The sequence below is a fragment of the Flavobacterium azooxidireducens genome (genome assembly GCF_023195775.1).
Lineage (GTDB): Bacteria > Bacteroidota > Bacteroidia > Flavobacteriales > Flavobacteriaceae > Flavobacterium > Flavobacterium azooxidireducens.
This window is the reverse complement of the sequence record NZ_CP096205.1, coordinates 1,609,354-1,630,461: the sequence shown is the minus strand read 5'-3', so window position 1 is coordinate 1,630,461 and position 21,108 is coordinate 1,609,354. Positions and strand designations below refer to the sequence as shown.

Below are 21,108 nucleotides of genomic sequence, written 5' to 3'. Positions count from 1 at the left end.
ACTGTTCACACCCATGATAATTCAGAGACCAAAAGCTACTAAAAAACCAAGAATTGCTATCATTTTTTAAATTTTTGCTAAAAATACTATACAAATATCGGAAAAAAATTGATACAATCCATAACCTTAAAACCAAAAACCTACACTAAACCAAGTGTGATGATCTTTTGTTTCGGGCGACCAACTGTGTTTTATTTCTATCGGACCAAAAATGGTTTCTAATCCGTAGCCAAAACCATAACCTGTGTAGGAAGGCTTGGTTAGCCATTCATCAGACTCAAATATTTTATCGCCAGCATTAGCAAAATTTGCATAGAAATTCACATGGTTTTTTCTGAAAATTTCATAATCCAATTGAAAGAGTGCTTTGACATAACTGTTTCCGGCAAAACTTAGAAAATCATAACCATAAAAAGGTTTAAAGTTATTTATGGGATAAAAGCCATAACCGCCAAATACGAAATTAAAGAATGGAACGGTTTGCTCGCCAATGGTTAGGCCTCCATCGGTTTGGATTAATAAAGTTGTGCGGTTAAATAACTTTTGAGCAATTCCAGCATCGGCTTTCAGAATAGTAAAATTGTTGAAAGTGTTGGTATAATTGGAAGAAAAAAGAAACGCTTGCACATCTCCGTTAAAAAACCAACCTTTTTTTGGAAAATATTTGTTGTCAAAAGAATCATATTTCAAATATCCGAAAGCACTTATATAATCACTGTTTTCAATAATTGGACTTCCGGTATTTAGGGTTTCCGATTTTAATTTAAGATGTTTATACTCCAAACCTCCGGCAACCATAAATTTTTGAATAAAAACCGTTTGCATATAAATTTGATTAGTAAAATCTGAGAAATCAACGTTGATGGAGTTTATATCTTCTGACGTAAATAGAACACCTTGACTAAAATCAGTCGTTACGTTTCGGTTAAAACCGGTAAATCTTGATTTGATTCCGAAACTCCAATAAAATCCGTTATCAACATAATAATCAAAATAATACCTGAAATTATCACCCAATACTAAATCGGCAGAAAGAATATCGTTTTTAAACAACATTTTCTTTTGGGTAAAATTGACTAAAATACCGCTTTTGAATAGACCGTCATAATGCAATCCGAATTTTAAAAAAGTTCGAGTTGGGTTTTCGGTTAAATTAAGGTTGATACGTTCACCAACCGGATCTTTTTCTATACTATAATTAATCGAACCAAAATTTTGCGTAGCATTCAAGTTTTCAATTCCTTGTTTCAAATCGGCATAACTAATTCTTGTTCCGGGTTTAAACCGAAGTTTTCCAACAATGTAAGATCGGGTATAATTTTCTAATTGAGTATGTGAAATGGTGGAAATGGTTAAACTATCATTTTCTGTCTTAGGCTTAAGTAATGCTTTTTTTGTATAGGAAGAGCTTAGCTTTTCTAGTTCAGACAAAACAGCCATGCCTGCTTCTTCTCCGTTTGAAATAATTTTTGCTCCCTTATCAAAAGAAATAACCGAATATTCTGAAACATCTGGGCGAATATAAATATCGGTCATTCTTTTTTTTCTGTTCATTTTTTTAATCATTTGGAGATTAGAAATTTGAACTAAAATCCGAGTGGCTTCCCGCAATGATTCTCTGTCTTTTAAATCATCTTGAACATCAACACCAATGATGATATCAGCTCCCATATTTCTGACTTCTTCGATGGGATAATTATTGATTACACCACCGTCAATCAAGTATTTCCCATCAATGATAACAGGAGAATACAAAGAAGGAAAAGCACCGCTGGCCATAATGGATTGTGCGAGAAAACCTTTGTCTAACAACACTTCTTCGCCCGTTTCAATATCGGTAGCAATGCATAAAAACGGAATGGGTAATTTGGTGAAATCTCGTTCGTGACGCACATTATGCGTGAGTCGAGTAACCATGTTGTAATTGTATAATCCTTTGGATAAAGCGGTTGGAATTCCAAGTTTGAATTTATCAAAAGGTAAAGAAAAAGCATACCGTTCGTCATTCGCTTTTTCGTAGAAATTTTTGGATGATCTTGGAATGAAATCCTGAATAACCGCATCATAATCGGTATTACTGAAAATACTATCCAGCTGAGTTGCGGTGTAGCCGGAAGCATATAATCCACCTATGATGGCTCCCATACTGGTTCCGCCGATGTAGTCGATTTTTACGCCTGCTTTTTCAATGACTTTTAAAACACCAATGTGAGCCAATCCTTTTGCTCCGCCACCACTTAAAACCAAACCGATTTTGGGTTGTTTTGGGATAGAATCTTGTGCGAAAAGCGTAGTTGGTACTAGGCAAAGGTTCATGGTTAACAAACACAAAAGACCAATCCTTCCTAGCCCCGATAGAGCCGATATCCTCGTAACGAAGTGAAGAGATATAGGCGAAAGCGGGAAAATGGAAACCAAAAAGGCGGGAACGATTCGCTTCAAATTGTATTGAGTTAGATTTTATTTTTGTAAAATTCGTGAATTTTTTTTGCTTTTGATGTACCAACCACAACAGAAATTTCATTTTTGGTGGCTAATGCTAATCTTTTAACACTTTTGAAATGTTTTAGTAACGTAATCATGGTTTTTTCGCCGATGCCAGGAATGGTTTCGAGCGATGTTTGCAAAGCCGATTTGCTTCGTTTATCGCGATGATGCGTGATGCCAAATCGGTGAGCTTCGTTTCGTAATTGCTGTATAATTTTGAGTGTTTCGGATTTTTTATCTAGGTACAACGGCACGGAATCGCCCGGATAATATAGTTCTTCGAGCCGTTTGGCAATGCCAATTATGGCGATTTTTCCGCGTAAATTTAACGCATCTAAACTTTTGAGAGCCGATGACAATTGTCCTTTTCCACCGTCGATTATGATGAGTTGCGGCAGCGATTGTTGTTCGTCAAGCAGGCGTTTGTAGCGACGGTAAACGACTTCTTCCATCGAGGCAAAATCATCGGGACCTTCGACGGTTTTGATGTTGAAATGGCGGTAGTCTTTTTTGCTGGGTTTGCCATCCTTAAAAACCACGCAAGCCGCCACAGGATTGGTTCCTTGAATGTTTGAGTTGTCAAAACATTCAATGTGACGCGGTTCGACCGAAAGACGTAAATCTTTTTGCATTTGAGCCATAATTCGGTTGGTATGCCTTTCCGGATCTACGATTTGAATTTGTTTTAACTGCTCCAAACGATGGTATTTGGCGTTACGTTGCGAGAGTTCGAGTATTTGTTTTTTGTCGCCCAATTGCGGAACGGTGATTTTAATTTTGTCGCCAAAATCGAGTTCAAACGGTAAAATTATTTCTTTGGATGTGAGATGGAAACGTTCGCGAAGTTCTACAACTGCGAGTTCAAGAAGTTCTTCATCAGATTCATCCAATTTCTTTTTGAGTTCGAGTGTGTGCGAACGAATGATGGCTCCGTGAGCAATTTGAAGAAAATTGACATACGCCATAGTTTCATCGGAAACAATTGAAAACACATCGATATTGGATAATTTTGGGTTGAGAATGGTGGACTTGGCTTGGTAATTTTCTAAAACTTCTATTTTTTCTTTGATTTTTTGAGCTTCTTCAAATTGCATTTCGGCGGCAAAAGCGTTCATTTTTTGTTTGAAATCTTTTAGACTTTCTTTGAAGTTTCCTTTTAAAATTTCGCGGATGGCATCCACGTGTTTTTGATAATTTTCGAGTGTTTCCAATCCTTCACACGGACCTTTGCAATTGCCGATGTGGTATTCTAAACAGACTTTGTATTTGTGGTTTTGGATGTTTTGTTCATTTAAATCGTAATTGCACGTTCTCAACGGATACAATTCTTTGATTAAATCCAAAAGCGTATTGACGATTTTGAAATTGGTATAAGGGCCAAAATATTCAGAGCCGTCTTTGATCATTTTTCGAGTGGGGAAAATGCGTGAAAATGGTTCTTTTTTGATGCAAATCCACGGATAGGTTTTGTCGTCCTTGAGGTTGATGTTGTATCGAGGTTGTAATTTTTTAATCAAGTTATTTTCGAGCAAAAGTGCATCTTGCTCAGACAAAACGACTATGTGCTTGATTTCGACAATTTTTTTGACTAAAACGGCTGTTTTGTAATTCTCATGCGACTTAGTAAAATAGGAAGTAACTCTTTTTTTGAGGTTTTTTGCTTTTCCAACATACAAAATCTTTCCTTCTTTGTCATAATACTGATAGACTCCCGGACCGTCGGGAAGGGTTTGAAGTTGGAGTTCTAAAGAATTAGTCTGCATTGTACAAATATATTAGTAAAAAAAGGAGCGTGCAATAGTTCGCCAACTAACATTTATCATATTTCCTTTCTGCGAAACCCCTTAGTTTTGCCGAAATAGTGATTATGAATTATTGGAAAAAATATACACATCAGGAACGGTTGAACCGAATTCAAATGGCTTTGGAAGAAAACGTGAACTTTTCAAAAGATATTTCGTTGGGTTTTCCAGCTTCAAAATTAGACGGGAAAGTGTTTTATGACGATGCTCCTTTTCTGAAAGAAGCTCCAACTTTGCAAACGTTTGTGGCCAATCCAAACCACATTGGCTGTCACACGTTAGGTGATTCTGAAAGTGTTTTCAGCGGCACACAACAATTGGAACGGGAAGTATTAGAGGCTTTGGCCATTGATGTTTTTAAATCAAAACCCAATGCGTTTGACGGCTATATTTCACCCGGTGGAACCGAAGCAAACATTCAAGCTTTGTGGATGTATCGAAATTATTTTCAACATGAATGCAATGCAAATTTGAACGAAATTGCCATCATTTCTTCAGAAGACACGCACTATTCTATCCCGAAAGGAGCCAATTTATTGCAATTGGATTGGTTAAAAATTCCGGTTGATTTTAATACTCGTGAAATTGACAAGAAGGCTTTGCAAACTATTTTAGAAAGAGCTCATCTAAATGGCAAAAAACACTTTATTGTAGTATCAAATATGGGAACAACTATGTTTGGTTCTGTTGATAATCCCAATGATTATATTACTGTTTTAAACGAGTTGAAATTATCATTCAAATTGCATGTGGATGGAGCTTATGGCGGATTTGTTTATCCGTTTAGCAATCCGGATTCGATTATAAATTTTGCCAACCCTGATATTAGTTCCATCACAATTGATGCTCATAAAATGCTTCAAGCTCCGTATGGAACCGGTATTTTTATTTGCCGAAAAGACCTCATTCATCATGTCCTTACACGAGAAGCTGAATATGTGGAAGGAATGGATGTAACACTTTGCGGAAGCCGTTCAGGAGCCAATGCTATTGCTGTGTGGATGATTCTTTCTACGTATGGTCCGCATGGTTGGTTTGAAAAAGTAAGTACCTTGCAAGGACGAACCGATTTTTTATGCCGAGAACTAGATAAAATAGGCGTCAACTACTTTAGAGAACCGTTTATGAATATTGTTACCATTCATGCCGAATATATCTCTAAAGAAATTGCCAATCGTTTTAAACTCGTGCCGCAATCGCATTTGAATGATAATAAATGGTATAAAATTGTGGTGATGAATCATGTGGAACCCGAACATTTAATTACATTTATAGTCGAATTGAAAGCTTCGGTTTATGCATAAAAAAGAACTTCGGTTACATTACAAATCACTTAGAGCTGCTCTTTCTGAACAAGAAATTGAAGAAAAAAGTATGGCTATTGCCAACCAATTGCTTCGTTTGAATTGTTGGGATAAAACCTATTATCATTTGTTCTTAACGATTGAAGAATTGAAAGAAGTTGATACTGAATTTATTCTGCAAATTTTAGCCGGAAAAGACAAAGAAATTGTGATTGCAAAAAGTGATTTTGAAACCCGAAAAATGACGCATTTTTTGTTGACGGATAATACCAAAATCAAAAAAAACGAATACAATATTCCTGAACCGATGAATGGTTTGGAAGTTCCTGTTTCTATGATTGAAGTGGTTTTTGTGCCACTTTTAGCTTTTAATTTACAAGGACATCGTGTTGGATATGGAAAGGGATTTTATGATCAATTTTTAGCTGAATGTAATCCCGAAACCATCAAAATTGGGTTATCTTTTTTTGAAGCGGAAGAGAAAATCGAGGATGTTTTTGAATCGGATATTCCGCTGAATTATTGCGTTACGCCTTCAAAAATTTATCAATTTAATTAAGCAGAAATTTCATTGTTTGATACAACTTCTTCTTTTTCAGTTGTGCCAAAAGCTCTTTTGTTGAAAACAATTAAAATTCCAACTCCGGTAGAAATCGCCATATCAGCAATGTTAAATATGGCATTAAAAAAGGTAAAGTAATTTCCTCCAACAAACGGAATCCATTCCGGTAGTGTACCTTTCCAGATTGGGAAATAAAGCATGTCGACTACTTTTCCGTGAAACCAAGTACCATAAGGATTGTCTGAAAACAAAGTTGAAGCGGCATAATGACTGTCATTAAAAATTACGCCATAAAAAACACTGTCGATGATGTTTCCAAAAGCTCCGGCAAGAATTAGTGCAACGGCAACAATTAAGTAGTTTGAACTGTGTTTTTTTACACTATCCCATAACCAATAACCAATACCAAAAACAGCTACAATTCGGAATAAAGTTAAGAATAACTTTCCGTGATCGCCCGGAATTTTGGTTCCCCAAGCCATGCCTTCATTTTCGATAAAATGAATTCGGAACCAATCGAAAACTTTAATTTCTTCACCTAAAACAAAATTGGTTTTGATATATAGTTTAGATATCTGATCAACTAATAAGATGATTATGACGATCAAATAGGCTTTCTTTAAAGACATTCTTAAGATTTTATGCTGCAAAAATAGCAATATTCTCAAACAAAAAAGGAAATATCCGATAACGGCTAAAACTTTAAATAATTTTTAGCATTTCACGCAACCTTTTACAATTTTTACATCTTTCATTTATCTAAATGTATTTACATTTGTTTAACCTAACCAAACTGATAATGAAAACATTAAAACTTTTTTTGCTCCTCTTTACAGCTACCTTTTTTGTTAGCTGTAACGAAGATGATGCTTCCTCAACAGATACTGCAAAATTTGCGGTTCCTGTGATTAAATCCGTGCAAGAACTTCGAACTTCGATTTCAGTGACCGGTGCCAAACAAACCGATTCAGACGGTAAAATTTACATTGCTCAAAACTTGTTATTTTATATTGCTCAGGAATCGGGTATTCATATTTTTGATAATTCTAATCCGGCGAGTCCGCAAAATATCGCCTTTATTAACCTTGGTGGAGTTCACGATATATCGGTAAAAGGAAATTATTTATTTGCTGATAATTTTATGGATTTAGTCGTTTTTGATTTATCGAATATATCCAATATTACACAAGTTCAAACGGTTGAAAATGTGTTTGATTTTTATCCTGTTTTTCCTGATGAAGCTGAATTTTTGGATTATGAAATTTATCCCGGAGTTGGTGAAATTATGATTGGTTTTACCATTGAAACCAGAAGCAGACCGAGAAATCAGGATTTAGGCATATTTAATGATGCGTTAGGAAATTTTGAAAGTGCTGCAGGAAATGCCGTTGGAACAGGTGGTTCGTTTGCTAAGTTTCAAATTAATAATAATGCATTGTACACGGTTGAAGCTTATTCGTTAAACGTATTTAATATCACTAATCCAACCAATACTTTTTTTGATAAAGAAGTTTATATGAATGAATGGCTTGGAGGCGGTGTTTTTGAAACGTTATTCAAACAGAAGGATTTTCTTTTCGTTGGATCAACTAACGGAATGTACATTGTAAATGCGGTTGATGAGTTTAACCCTTATTTTGTGTCCGGTTTTGCTCACGCAACAGCTTGTGATCCGGTAGTGGTTTTTGGTAATACGGCATATATTACTGTTCGTGGTGGCTCAAACTGTGGTTCAATTGAAGACCAAGTTAACATAATTGATATTACCAATATTCAAAATCCAACCTTAATTTCAACTTATTTATTGAATCAACCTTACGGATTGGGAATAAAAGATGATATTTTGTATGTGTGTGCCGATGGAAATTTGAATGTTTTTGATGCTACAAATTCAGCCGAATTAACTTTAGAAAACACCTACGAAGACGAAGTGAAAGATGTGATTGCTTTAGATACGCATTTAATTGCAGTTGGAATCAATAAAATCATCCAATATAATTATGGAGAAAATCATACGTTAGAAGTGATTAGTGTGGTGAATTTTTAATTCTAACTTTATTATACAAAAAGAGATAACCCAAAAAGTTATCTCTTTTTTAATGTACTATTTTCACCTTCAAATCTCAGCTACATAGCAACTCAGTTACTCAGCAACTCAGCTCATTTTATCGCTGCATATTTTTTGCTTCAATACTCATCGTAGCATGTGGAACCAATTTCAAACGTTCTTTTGAAATTAATTTACCCGTTACTTTGCAAACGCCATACGTTTTGTTTTCTACTCTGAAAAGAGCATTCTTTAAATCGCGGATAAATTTTTCTTGACGAATGGCTAATTGTGAGTTGGCTTCTTTACTCATTGTTTCGCTACCTTCTTCGAATGCTTTGAATGTTGGCGATGTATCATCGGTTCCATTATTCAAATCATTCATATAGGCACTTTTGATTAGTTCCAAATCGTTTTGAGCTTTCTCAATTTTTTTTAGGATAATTTCTTTGAACTCAGCCAAATCGGCTTCTGAGAATCGTACTACTTCATCTGTCATATTAAACTATTTTGAAATTATTATTAGTGTTTTTATATCATCAAACTCAATTTCCGTACCATTTTCGAGATGGTCTTCAAAAACGAGCAATTCGGTTAACGTTTCGGACTTTATATACGTTTCATTTGCGATTATGGCTTCCTCTAAAACACCATTTCTCATCAATTGAACTTTTATTTTATCAGTAACTTCAAAACCACTGTCCTTTCTAAGGTTTTGAATGCGATTGACTAACTCTCTGGCAATCCCTTCTTTTCGCAATTCATCGGTGATAGTGATGTCTAAAGCAACCGTAATTCCGTTTGCATTGGCAACCAACCAACCCGGGATGTCTTGTGAAGAAATTTCCACATCATCTTGTGTTAAAGTTATTGAATTTCCCGAAATAACAAGCGTACAGCTACCTTCTCGATCTAATTCATTAATTTGCTCCTGCGAAAATCCTTGTATCTCTTTGGCAATCAACCCCATATCTTTTCCGAAACGAGGGCCTAAAGCTTTAAAATTAGGCTTGATTTGCTTTACTAAAACTCCGGAAGCATCATCCAATAACACCACTTCTTTTACGTTTACTTCAGCTTTTATCAGGTCTGAAACTGCTTCAATTTCTGCCCGCTGATTTTTGTCAAGTATCGGAATCATTACCTTTTGCAACGGTTGACGTACCTTAATCATCTCCTTCTTACGAAGTGATAAAACCAACGACGAAACCGTTTGTGCTTTCATCATTTTACTCTCCAACGATTTATCAACATATTTTTCAACATAATTCGGAAAATCGGCCAAATGTACGCTGTCAAAATTTTCTGAATGTGTTGCCTGTGTTAAATCTCTGTAAAGCCTATCCATAAAGAAAGGAGCAATTGGAGCTGATAATTTAGCAACCGTGATTAAACACGTGTATAACGTTTGATACGCCGCAATTTTATCGGTACCGTATTCGCCTTTCCAAAATCTTCTTCGGCATAAACGAACGTACCAGTTACTTAAATTCTCCTGAACAAAGTCGGAAATTGCTCTCGCAGCTCTCGTAGGTTCGTAATCTGCATAACTTTCATCCACTAATTGAACTAATGTTTGCAATTCAGATAAAATCCAACGGTCAATTTCAGGTCTTTCAGTAAGCGGAACTTCTTCTTCTTTATACGTGAATCCATCTATATTCGCATACAACGAAAAGAATGAATAGGTATTATATAATGTGCCGAAAAACTTTCGTCTAACTTCCGCAACACCTTCAATATCAAATTTTAAATTATCCCACGGATTCGCATTGGCAATCATATACCAACGTGTGGCATCCGGACCGTATTCTGCTAACGTGGTAAACGGATCAACGGCGTTTCCGAGACGTTTGGACATTTTTTGTCCGTTTTTGTCTAAAACTAATCCGTTAGAAACCACATTTTTATAGGCAACTTTATCAAAGACCAAGGTTCCGATGGCGTGTAAAGTATAAAACCATCCACGCGTTTGATCGACTCCTTCGGCAATAAAATCGGCCGGGAAATCTTTCCCTTCATCAATTTTTTCTTTGTTTTCAAAAGGATAATGCCATTGAGCATACGGCATCGCACCAGAGTCGAACCAAACATCAATTAAATCGGCTTCCCGTTTCATCGGTTTTCCGGATTTGGAAACTAATGTGATGGCATCGACCACATTTTTATGCAAATCAACTAAATCATAGTTTTCTTCGCTCATATTGCCGATTTCAAAACCTTTGAACGGATTTTCCTTTTGGAAACCTGCTTCAACCGATTTTTCAATGGCGTGGTATAATTCTTCCACCGAACCAATTAAAACTTCTTCCGTTTTGTCTTCTGTACGCCAAATTGGTAACGGAATTCCCCAATACCGTGAACGGGATAAATTCCAGTCGTTGGCGTTTTTTAACCAGTTTCCGAAACGACCTTCGCCGGTTGCTTTTGGCTTCCAGTTGATGGTATCGTTCAAATCGAACATTCTGTCTTTGATTTTGGTTACTTTGATGAACCAAGAATCTAACGGATAATATAACAACGGTTCATCAGTTCGCCAACTGTGCGGATAACTGTGAACGTATTTTTCAACTTTAAATGCTTTATTTTCCTCTTTTAGTTGAATAGCAATTTCAACATCGGCAGAACGTTCCGGTGCTTGTCCGGCATCATAATATTCATTTTTAACGTATTTACCGGATAAATCACCTAAACCTTGGATGAATTTTCCTTGTAAATCAACTAAAGGAACTGGATTACCGTTTTCATCCAACACTAACATTGGCGGAACTTCCGGTGTAGCTTCTTTGGCCACTTTCGCATCATCGGCACCAAAAGTCGGAGCGGTGTGTACGATTCCGGTACCATCTTCAGTTGTAACAAAATCACCTGAAATCACTCTGAAAGCATTTTCAGGATTTTGATGAGGTAGTACCAATGACATTAATTGTTCGTAACGAATTCCGACTAAATCTGAACCTTTGCATTCGGTTAAAATTTGGTAGGGAATATTTTTATCACCTTCTTTGAAATTTTCAAAATCAGAAGTTTCTGTTGAAACAAAAAATCCTTTTCCGAATTGTTTTCCAACTAAATTTTTAGCTAGAATAACGTTTGTCGGTTGATAAGTATATTGATTAAAAGTCTTTACTAAAACATAGTCAATTTTTGGTCCAACCGTCAACGCTGTATTACTCGGTAACGTCCAAGGTGTAGTCGTCCAAGCTAAAATATGAATATCCCCAAAACCTTGTAAAAACTTAGGTAACGTTTCCGGTTTTGTTTTGAATTGTGCCACAACCGTTGTATCAGTCACATCTCTATAACTTCCGGGTTGATTAACTTCGTGCGAAGATAAACCTGTTCCTGCTTTTGGCGAATACGGTTGAATGGTGTACCCTTTATACAACAAATCTTTATCATAAATCTGTTTCAACAACCACCAAACCGATTCCATATATTTGGATTTATAAGTCACATACGGATCTTCCATATCCACCCAATAACCCATTTTTTCGGTTAGGTCGTTCCACACGTCGGTGTAACGCATAACGGTTTTTTTACACGCTTCGTTGTATTCTTCAATCGAAATTGTTTTTCCGATGTCTTCTTTGGTAATGCCTAATTCTTTTTCAGTTCCTAATTCTACAGGCAAACCGTGGGTGTCCCAACCGGCTTTACGTTTTACTTGAAAGCCTTTTTGGGTTTTATAACGGCAAAAAATATCTTTAATCGCACGAGCCATCACGTGGTGGATTCCAGGCAAACCGTTGGCCGAAGGAGGCCCTTCAAAAAACACATACGGTTGTTGCCCTTCACGGGTGGTGATGCTTTGTTCAAAAATGTGGTTTTCTTTCCAATACTTCAGTACTTCCGATGCCACAGTTGGCAAGTCAAGTCCTTTGTATTCAGCGAATTTCGTACTCATGTTTTCTCGTTCTAAAAAATCAATTTGCGAAAGTAATGATTTTTGGGATAATATGGTAATATAATGTGGCAATGAGTCAATGAGTCAATGTGTCAATTGGTTGATGAGTCAATTGTATGTGCTTAGAGATTATAATTTGATGTTGAAATGACTGCTAAATTTGAAGTTGTAAATCCTCTTCAATCGATTATAGCGAAACTATCAAAATCCGTGAAAATCTGTTTTATCCGTGTGCCATTAAAAAAGCTCTAGAATCCTCACCCCAACCCCTCTCCAAAGGAGAGGGGAGGCGAGATGTTGAAATCTCTGCTAAATTTGCAATTATAAATCCTCTTCAATCAATTATAGCCAAGCTATCCAATCTGTGAAAATCTGTTTAATCCGCCCCGATAGATTCTGTGTTGATTTCCAAAATAAAATCTAAATTTTTATTAGTTTTGTTTTTCAAGACAGTCTCTGAACTAGTCTCTATAGCGTGTTTAAACCATTTGTGTTTGCACGCTATTTTTTGTTATATATTCTTTATCGTAAACTGTTTCATTTTTGAATAAAATATAGATTAGTTCGAGTAACTTTCTTTGAACTGCTACCAAAGCTTTCATTTTAATACCGTGTTTAGACACTAATCTTGCGTAAACACTTTTAAAATTTTCATCCCATTTTACAGCACTTAATGCTGGTAAATGCAATGATTTTCTTAAAAACCTATTTCCTTTCTTGGATATTCTTGGCTTCCCCTTTACTGAGGTTCCTGATTGCTTTTCTTTTACATCCAGTCCTGCATAACTAGTTAGCTGAGATTTGTTTCTTATTAATTCAAAACCGTTTGTTTCCGCTAAAACTGTCACTGCGGTTAATTCACCAACACCAGGTATTGATGTAACTCTTTTGATGATATTGGACACTTGAAGATCAGCTTTTGTAATTTCGTTGATTTCTTTTTTTATTTCTTTTTCTTGTAAATTCAATAATACTATTCTCTTTTTCATCCTATCAAGACTTCGTTCATTTGGCATAGCTTCTACACTTTCAGCATGTATTTGGTTTTTAATATTACTCCTCTCTTGAACAATTTGCTCTCTTTCACGGGTAAGCTGTTGTAGCTCCCTGTAAATGCTTTTAGGCTTTGTCCATCGATCTAATTTTCGCTCTAATCCAAATTGTGCAATTGCTTGCGAACAACTCTTATCGGTTACTGTTTTTTGTTCTAAGGTTCGTATGTAATTACTAATCTTATTGGGTAATACAATACTTACCTCACAACCGTTATCGACTAAATGATATGCAAACTTTTGATGATAAACTCCGGTTGCTTCCATAACGTAACGTATGGGAAGCTCTTTATCTATTTGCTTATTTACCCATTCAACCAATGATTTAATTCCAGAATCACTGTTTTTAAAAACTTTGTAACTAAATAACTCAATGTTGAAATCTTCATATATACGGCCTAAAGTAATGACTAATTCCTTTTGAGCAACATCAATTCCTGCGACTTGTTTTAATAATTTTTTAATCATTTTTTTAATATTAGTAATTGATAAAGTGATGTATCTTCCTTCGTCTTTTCTCCTAGTTGGATATTCAAGATATTAAGCAATACTCAATTCTTTACATTCTGTTCAAACTCTAAAAGATAAAAAAGAAAGAGGTAATATCTATCGAACAATATACTTCAAGAGTTATTTAGCCATCGGTATACTCTCTTTCTTTTCACTTTATTTCTTCAAATTTATAATATCAACTTTATTTTGCAAACATAGGAGCTATCGGGATCCGTGTGCCATTAAAAAGCGAAGCTACTTTGTGACCTTTGCGGTTAAAATTACTTAAACAGGTTAAAATTCATAGTAATTCGAAAGGAAAAGAAGTATTCTTCAGGTAATTATACCTTTAAATGGTAATTATACAATTAATAATCAATGAATTGTAATCATATAGATAAAATATAGTCGACCTTTGTTAGGAATAATACTGTAAGTCAACAAAAAAATTATTCGAAATAAGATGAAAAAACCGAATGACAATTTAGAATTAGAAAAAGCCAAAATTCATATTGTAGTAGAGATTGTCGAATATATGAAAAATGCCGTGGTGAGCAGAACAATTATAAAAAAACAACGGGAAATGTAACGGTTTCTTCCTTTGATGCCGGAGAAGAATTAGATGAAAAGACATCTCCTTTTGATATGTATATTCAAATCATTGATGGTGTTGCTGAATTAACATTAGAGAACAAAAAACTAAAGTTAAAATTAGGTGACGGAATTGTAATACCTGCTCATTCAAAACATCATTTCAATGCCAATGAACAATTTAAAATGATATCAACCGTAATAAAAAGTGGTTATGAAGATTAAATGAAAATACTTAACAACGACCCTAATGTTGATAAAAACCAAGCAGTTATGATTCTATATATTAAATATATGGTTAGTCTTCGTTGCAAAATGGTGGTTAAAGAAGAATTGAAGAAATTGAACTTAGATTTTCTTAACATTGATTTAGGAGTGGTTGAAGTTTTGGGAGAGATATCATCTAAAAAACTTGAGAAATTAAGAGAAAACCTATCCACTTCAGGATTAGAATTATTGGATGACAAAAGAGCCATATTAATCGAAAGAATTAAAAATGTAATTGTGGAGATGGTACACTATACAGATGAAATTCCGAAAGTGAATTATTCTGAATATATTAGTGAAAAACTGAATCACGATTATACGTATTTGTCAAATATTTTTTCGGAGGTTAGAGGAATTACAATTCAGCACTACATTATTATGCACAAAATTGAGCGTGTAAAAGAATTATTGTTGTATGATGAACTAAATTTAACCGAAATCGCTTTTATGTTAAACTACAGCAGTGTTGCCCATTTGTCCAACCAATTCAAAAAAATCACGGGACTTTCTCCTTCCTATTTCAAGCAATTGAAACAAAAGAGAAATGAAAATTTGGAGAATATTTAAGTTTATTAAAAAATAGAAAAACATCCTTGATTGGGTGTTTTTTTGTTTTTATAAAAGATTATTTTTATTTTACTAATAATAAATTCGTGGAAATCTTTTAAATCCGTTTAATCCGTGTTCCATTAAAAAGCTTTTAATCCTCACCCCCAACCCCTCTCCAAAGGAGAGGGGAGCCGAGACGTTGAAATGACTGCTAATTTTGCAGTTATAAATCCGTGAAAATCTATTACCACGAAGTTGTCAAATCTGTGGAAATCTGTGGAAATCTTTTAAATCCGTGTTCCATTAAAAAGCGAAACTTCTTTGTGTTCTTTACGTTTAAAACCTCAGCTACTCAGCAACTCATCAAGAAAAAACCTCCCCCAACACCTCCAACGACTTCGGCCGTTTAAACCCATCCAAATGAAACGCATAATAATCCAACAGAATTTTAAGCAAAACCTGTCGTTCCGCAGCCACAAAGCATTTTGATTCGCTGTTAAACTTTAATTCAATCAATTTCTTAAATAAAATTGTTTCGTGTTCCGAAAGGCAACTGATGCCGTGATAGTTCGTAAAAACTCCTTCCGTTAATTCAAAAAAAGAAGAATTTGACTGAGAAACATCCGGATAAAAACCTAAAAAGCGAGTCATTCCCAACAATAAAATTAAGTGAAAATTGACCACTTCGTCGTGGCTGTCCAACCAAAGCAAAGCCGTTTCTAAATAATCAAAAAAGGCTTCATTTTTTTCCTCTTCTTTGATGCAATGATGCAAAACTTCCGACAGAAAAAGAGCCATCGAACTTTTGACAATATCATTATGCAAACTCACAAACGGCTGACTTATGCGGATTTCCTTGAAGTACTCTAACTTTCCTTGATTCTTATGCGTCGCCTCAATTTCCAACAACGTTAACGGCTGAAAATACCCGATCTTCTGCTGACTCTTGCGAGCTGAAAAAGCATTAGGCACAAAATAACTCTTTAAACCATCTGTTCGCGTCAAGCACTTCACTATCAGGGATTTTTCCTGATACTTTAACGCTGAAATCACAATGGCTTTGGTTTTGACTTGCATACCGTAAAAGTAAACGTTACAAACTAGGTTTCCAAAAGTCTTTTATCACGCCACCCGAAAAAATCACGCCGAAAAGAGAACCAAAAAATTCTGTGTCTTCTGTGCTTTCTGTGAGAAAGAAAATACCGGAGGTATCCAATCCGTGAAAATCTAAATATAGCGTAGCTATCAATCTGTGAAAATCCGTTTCATCAGTGTCATCCGTGTTCCATTAAAAATCGAAGCGTCTTTGTGCCCTTTGCGAATTCCTTTGCGGTTCAAAAACTCAGCAACTCAGTACCTCAGCAACTCAGCCCCTTCATTACCGAAACATCACCAAAACATTACCCCATAACCTTCCAGAAACAAACCTCCAAAACCATTTAAACATTCCTTATTCTTAAATTAAAATTGAAATAACAACTTAGATTGAATTTTGTGAAAATTAATCTAATCTAAAAACAATGTTCAAAAACTACAAAACCAAAGGACTTTTATTCCTTTTAATGCTAGTGATGCACGCCACATCTTGGGGTCAATCACTCGTTCATTACTGGAATTTCAACAACAACACGTCTGTTGAAACCTTAACCACACCGTCGCAATCGTTTGTTACAGGTGCTGCTATTACCGCTATTGCCGGCGGAATCAGTGAAATTAATTTAGGAGGAACCGGTCAAGATTTTGACGTGGAAAACCTGAATGCCAGAAACGGAGATGTTGCCGGAACACATTTACGTTTTAACGACCCAATCGGGGGTCAGTTACAATTTGATTTACCAACAACAGGTTTCGAAAATGTTATCATCAAATTTGCAACCAGACGCTCGGGTTCGGGTGCAGGTTCGCAACTTTGGTCGTATACTGTTGATGGAACCAATTACCTTCCTTTTACTGCCATCTACCCAATTAGCGGAAATCCTGTTTTAGAAACGTTAGATTTTTCAGCGATTGAGGGAGTAAATAACAATGCTAACTTTAAATTAAGAGTGGCTTTCGAACAAGGAACAGGCGGAACAGTTGGAAACAACCGTTTTGATAATTTTACACTTGAAGGAGATGTTATTCCGGTTCCGGTTTTAATTCATTATTGGAATTTTAATGATAATTCATCGATTTCTACCTTGACAACTCCATCACAATCATTTGTAACAGGAGCAGCTATCACAGCTATTGCCGGTGGAATTAGCCAAATCAATTTAGGTGGCACGGGTCAGAATTTTGATGTTGAAAATTTAAACGCCAGAAATGGTGATGTAGCGGGAACGCACTTACGTTTTAACGACCCAATTGGTGGTCAATTGCAATTTGATTTACCAACTACAGGATATGAAAATATCATCATTCAATTTGCTACTCGTCGTTCCGGTTCAGGAGCGGGGACGCAATTGTGGAGTTATTCAATTGATGGAACTACGTATATTCCTTTCACAGCCATTTTACCAAACGATGGTAATCCGGTTTTAGAAGCGTTGGATTTTACTTCAATTGCTGCCGTGAATAACAACGCGAACTTTAAATTAAGAGTTGCTTTTGAACAAGCTCCCGGTGGAGCTGTTGGAAATAACCGTTTTGATAATTTTACAGTGGATGGAAATGCCATTGGCGGTGGCGATGCCATTGCTCCGGTGGTGACATTTTCTCCAATGAATAATACAACAAACGTAGCGATTACTGTAAATCCTACCATTTCTTTTAATGAAAATGTACGTTTAGTAAATAACGATCCGATTACGAATGAAAATGCAGCTTCTTTAGTAGAATTGCGTTTGAACAATGATGCAGGAACGCTTGTCCCTTTTACAACTACATTTGAAAACAATACCATCACTATTATTCCATCGGCTGATTTAGAGAATAATCAAACCTATTATGTGGCTTTGTTACCAAATACAGTGGAAGATTTCAGTGATAATGCGGTAGTTGTTTCTGCTTCAAGTACATTCAGCACGATTTCAGTGCAAACACAATTTCAAGCCGGAGACTTAGTAGTTGTGGCTTATCGTATGAATGCCACCGCTACCGAAGACGAAGTAGCGTTATTAAGTTTAGTTGATATCGAACCGGGAACGTTCATCAATTTAACCGATGCAAAATATACCAACAATGCCCAACCACAATGTGCCAACGGAATTGTTTGGACATTAGGTGCAGATGAATGTGTGCCTGCCGGATCAATCATCAGTATTCAAACGTCAGCATTACTTGCCAATGTTGGAACAGTAACAGGTTCTGGTTTCGGATTAAGTTCAAGTGGTGATCAAGTAATTGTTTACACAGGAACTGCCGCAGCACCAAACTACATCTCTGCGTTAAGTTCAAACGGATGGGTAGAATCAAATTCAACGTGTAGTGGAAGTCTTTCGATGATTCCAGCCGGATTAGTAGATGGAGTTTCTGCTTTAAATACAAGTACTGCACCTGGAAATGTTTCCGGAAATGCCGTGAATGCTTATTACAACGGAACACAATCAGGTACACCTTCTGAATTAAAAACAGCCATCTTAAATCCAAGTAATTGGGTTGCAATCGATGGTGGAACAGCTCCTCAAACGTGGCCAACTTTTAATTTCCCAAGTTCACTTCAAGTGACGAATGCGGTTGTGTTAACCAATACAACGATCGAAATAACGTTCAATCAACCGGTCAATGTAGCTTCTGCAGAAACTTTGGCGAATTATACAGGTGTTGCCAATTTGACTTCAGCAGTAGCTTCAAACAATATGGTAACGTTAACGTTTAGTACACCATTTGCTTCAGCAACAAATTACAGTTTAGTGATTGACAACGTTCAAAATGTAAACAATGCACCAATGGTTTGTCCGTTTACATTCAACTTTAGTTTCAATACAAGTGTGTCTTTTGCTTCTACTTTCATCAAAGTAAATGAAGGAGACGGAACGTTAAATTTCATAATCAACTTAGATAGCCCTTCGGTTTCTTCGGTAGATTTAGTAGTGAAAACAGCTCCATTCAGTACCGCTGATGCGAATGATTTTACGTTATCTACACAAACCTTAAACTTCAACGGAAGTAGTTCATTAACACAAACCATCGTTATTCCAATTATCGATGATTCGATGGAAGAACAACAAGCGGAATACTTTGTATTAAGTTTAGAAAATCCGGTTGGATTATCCATTACAGGAAATACTTTAGCTACGATTTATATTATCGATAATGATTTGGAAGCTCCAGTGCCTTCTCAACAAATCGAATTGAACTACATTGGAAGTTTTGACCCTTCCGGAGATAATACAAGTACGTGCGAAATCGTAGCTCACGATCCTGCCACGCAACGTTTGTTCACTACAAGTGCAATAGCCGGATTTTTAGATATTATTGATTTTAGTGATCCAACGAATTTATCAACCATTTCTTCTGTGGATATGAATCCGTATGGAGGTGTAACGAGTGTAGCGGTGAAAAACGGAATCGTTGCCGTAGCTTCGCCAAATGCCGATGAAACTGTAAATGGTACTGTTGTGTTTTTTGATACTAACGGAACATTCTTAAATCAAGTAACGGTTGGAGCATTGCCTGATATGGTTGTGTTTTCACCGGATGGAACAAAAGTGATGACTGCCAATGAAGGTCAGCCGAACTCCGATTACTCCATTGATCCGGAAGGTTCTGTGAGTATTATCGATATTTCAGGTGGAATTGCAGGTTTAACGCAAGCCAATGCCACTACTTTATTATTCACTGAATTCAATGCTCAAGAAGCAACTTTAATCGCTTCGGGCGTGAGAAAATTAAAATTAACCAGTACGTTATCGCAAGATTTTGAACCGGAATTTGTGACCATCAGCAGCGACAGTCAAAAAGCTTGGGTAACCCTACAAGAAAACAATGCGATTGCCGAAATCAATTTAACCAACAACACGATTTCGTCTGTTTGGGCCTTAGGAACAAAAGATATGAGCTTACCGGGTAATGGTTTTGATGCTTCGGATAACAACAACGAAGTATTGATTGCCAACTGGCCGGTACAAGCCTTTTTCATTCCGGATGCAATGGCTAATTTCACTGTAAACGGAACTACGTATATCGTAACAGCCAATGAAGGTGACGAAAAAGAATACAGTGGTTTTGAAGAAAGAACAACGGTTGGTGCTACAAGTTATCAATTGGATGAAACCAATTTCCCAAATGCTGCGATGTTGAAACTATCGTATAACTTAGGTCGTTTTAGAGTATCTAACTTAAACGGAAACTTGGATGCTGATGCTCAATTTGAAGAAATCAATGCAGTAGGAACACGTTCGTTCTCTATTTTTAACACGACTACGCAAGAAATTGTGTATGACAGTGGTGATGATTTTGAACGCTACACAGCAGCCAACTATCCAACAATTTTTAATGCCGACCACGAAAGCAATACGCCAAAAGTAAGAAGTCGTGCCAAAGGACCGGAGCCGGAAGGAATTACCGTGGCTACCATTGCCGACCAAACTTTTGCTTTTATCGGTTTGGAACGTATTGGAGGAGTAATGGTGTACAACATCACCGACCCAACTAACCCAACCTTTGTGGATTATAAAAACACACGAAGTACCTCAGCATATGCCGGTGACCACGGTGCAGAAGGAATCATTTACATTGACCCAGCGGATAGCCCAACCGATACCGGATATATTTTAATATCGAATGAAATCAGTGGAACGCTTACTATTTTTGAAGTAGATGCTTCTACGCTTTCTACACCGGATTATGTGAACAATAACCCAAAAACGTTTGTGGTTTTCCCAAATCCTTCCGCTACCGGAATGGTGTATTTTAACCGTGTGGCCGACATCCAATTGTTTGACAACACCGGAAAATTAATTTACCAAGCCCAAAACGCACAAACCTTGGATACCTCATCCCTAAGCAGTGGTTTATATTTTGTAAAAACTGCCGAAGGCATTGTAACCAAGCTACTCGTAAAATAATAAACCCGCCTTTTTTCATCTTTCTGAATGTTAAAACCCTCTGAAATGGAGGGTTTTT

14 protein-coding genes are annotated in these 21,108 nt (G+C 36.3%); 7 read left to right on the top strand and 7 right to left on the bottom strand.

Annotated features, from left to right (window positions below):
• Positions 1–126: 126 nt before the first annotated feature.
• Together M0M57_RS07175 and uvrC are read right to left on the bottom strand one after the other, a co-directional pair.
• Entirely contained in the window at positions 127–2,316 is a 2,190-nt protein-coding gene (locus M0M57_RS07175) for a patatin-like phospholipase family protein (RefSeq protein ID WP_248436503.1), read from the bottom strand.
• Positions 2,317–2,453: 137 nt separating this feature from the next.
• Positions 2,454–4,250: an excinuclease ABC subunit UvrC gene (uvrC, locus tag M0M57_RS07170; RefSeq protein ID WP_248436502.1), complete on the bottom strand. Its 1,797-nt coding sequence runs from the start codon at positions 4,248–4,250 to the stop codon at positions 2,454–2,456.
• A gap of 104 nt (positions 4,251–4,354) precedes the next feature.
• On the opposite strand from uvrC, the gene M0M57_RS07165 reads away from it, so the two are divergent.
• Both M0M57_RS07165 and M0M57_RS07160 read left to right on the top strand, forming a co-directional pair.
• Positions 4,355–5,593 carry a pyridoxal phosphate-dependent decarboxylase family protein gene (locus M0M57_RS07165; RefSeq protein WP_248436501.1) on the top strand — a complete coding sequence of 413 codons (1,239 nt, stop codon included), beginning with the start codon at positions 4,355–4,357 and terminating at the stop codon, positions 5,591–5,593.
• Positions 5,586–6,152: a 5-formyltetrahydrofolate cyclo-ligase gene (locus tag M0M57_RS07160; RefSeq protein WP_248436500.1), complete on the top strand. Its 567-nt coding sequence runs from the start codon at positions 5,586–5,588 to the stop codon at positions 6,150–6,152. The genes M0M57_RS07165 and M0M57_RS07160 overlap by 8 nt, the downstream gene beginning before the upstream one ends.
• On the opposite strand, the gene M0M57_RS07155 is transcribed toward M0M57_RS07160, so the two are convergent.
• A complete protein-coding gene (locus M0M57_RS07155) occupies positions 6,149–6,784 on the bottom strand; it encodes a lipoprotein signal peptidase (protein WP_248436499.1) in 636 nt (211 codons plus the stop codon). The two genes, M0M57_RS07160 and M0M57_RS07155, sit on opposite strands and share 4 nt — an antisense overlap.
• A 170-nt stretch (positions 6,785–6,954) precedes the next feature.
• Between M0M57_RS07155 and M0M57_RS07150 the strand changes: the two genes are divergently transcribed.
• Positions 6,955–8,202 carry an LVIVD repeat-containing protein gene (locus M0M57_RS07150; RefSeq protein ID WP_248436498.1) on the top strand — a complete coding sequence of 416 codons (1,248 nt, stop codon included), beginning with the start codon at positions 6,955–6,957 and terminating at the stop codon, positions 8,200–8,202.
• A 118-nt stretch (positions 8,203–8,320) separates the two neighbouring features.
• Here the strand turns inward: M0M57_RS07150 and M0M57_RS07145 are convergent, their stop codons facing one another.
• From M0M57_RS07145 to M0M57_RS07135, 3 genes are all read right to left on the bottom strand, one after another.
• Positions 8,321–8,701, bottom strand: coding sequence for a TraR/DksA family transcriptional regulator (locus M0M57_RS07145; RefSeq protein WP_248436497.1), 381 nt, complete (start codon positions 8,699–8,701; stop codon positions 8,321–8,323).
• 6 nt (positions 8,702–8,707) lie between these two features.
• Positions 8,708–12,109, bottom strand: coding sequence for an isoleucine--tRNA ligase (gene ileS / locus M0M57_RS07140; protein ID WP_248436496.1), 3,402 nt, complete (start codon positions 12,107–12,109; stop codon positions 8,708–8,710).
• Positions 12,110–12,588: 479 nt separating this feature from the next.
• Positions 12,589–13,629 carry an IS110 family RNA-guided transposase gene (locus M0M57_RS07135; RefSeq protein WP_248432818.1) on the bottom strand — a complete coding sequence of 347 codons (1,041 nt, stop codon included), beginning with the start codon at positions 13,627–13,629 and terminating at the stop codon, positions 12,589–12,591.
• A 487-nt stretch (positions 13,630–14,116) separates the two neighbouring features.
• Between M0M57_RS07135 and M0M57_RS16700 the strand changes: the two genes are divergently transcribed.
• The 3 genes from M0M57_RS16700 to M0M57_RS07125 are packed head-to-tail and all read left to right on the top strand — an operon-like array spanning position 14,117 to position 15,078.
• Positions 14,117–14,242 carry a hypothetical protein gene (locus tag M0M57_RS16700; protein WP_256466618.1) on the top strand — a complete coding sequence of 42 codons (126 nt, stop codon included), beginning with the start codon at positions 14,117–14,119 and terminating at the stop codon, positions 14,240–14,242.
• Between the two features lie 56 nt (positions 14,243–14,298).
• On the top strand, positions 14,299–14,469 hold the full coding sequence (locus M0M57_RS07130) for a cupin domain-containing protein (protein WP_248436495.1): 171 nt from the start codon (positions 14,299–14,301) through the stop codon (positions 14,467–14,469).
• A gap of 48 nt (positions 14,470–14,517) precedes the next feature.
• Positions 14,518–15,078 (top strand): helix-turn-helix domain-containing protein, encoded by a 561-nt coding sequence (locus M0M57_RS07125; RefSeq protein ID WP_248436740.1) that lies wholly within the window; start codon positions 14,518–14,520, stop codon positions 15,076–15,078.
• A gap of 345 nt (positions 15,079–15,423) precedes the next feature.
• Here the strand turns inward: M0M57_RS07125 and recO are convergent, their stop codons facing one another.
• Positions 15,424–16,137 (bottom strand): DNA repair protein RecO, encoded by a 714-nt coding sequence (gene recO, locus M0M57_RS07120; protein WP_248436494.1) that lies wholly within the window; start codon positions 16,135–16,137, stop codon positions 15,424–15,426.
• A gap of 443 nt (positions 16,138–16,580) precedes the next feature.
• On the opposite strand from recO, the gene M0M57_RS07115 reads away from it, so the two are divergent.
• Positions 16,581–21,050: a choice-of-anchor I family protein gene (locus tag M0M57_RS07115; RefSeq protein WP_248436493.1), complete on the top strand. Its 4,470-nt coding sequence runs from the start codon at positions 16,581–16,583 to the stop codon at positions 21,048–21,050.
• The last annotated feature ends 58 nt before the right edge of the window (positions 21,051–21,108 follow it).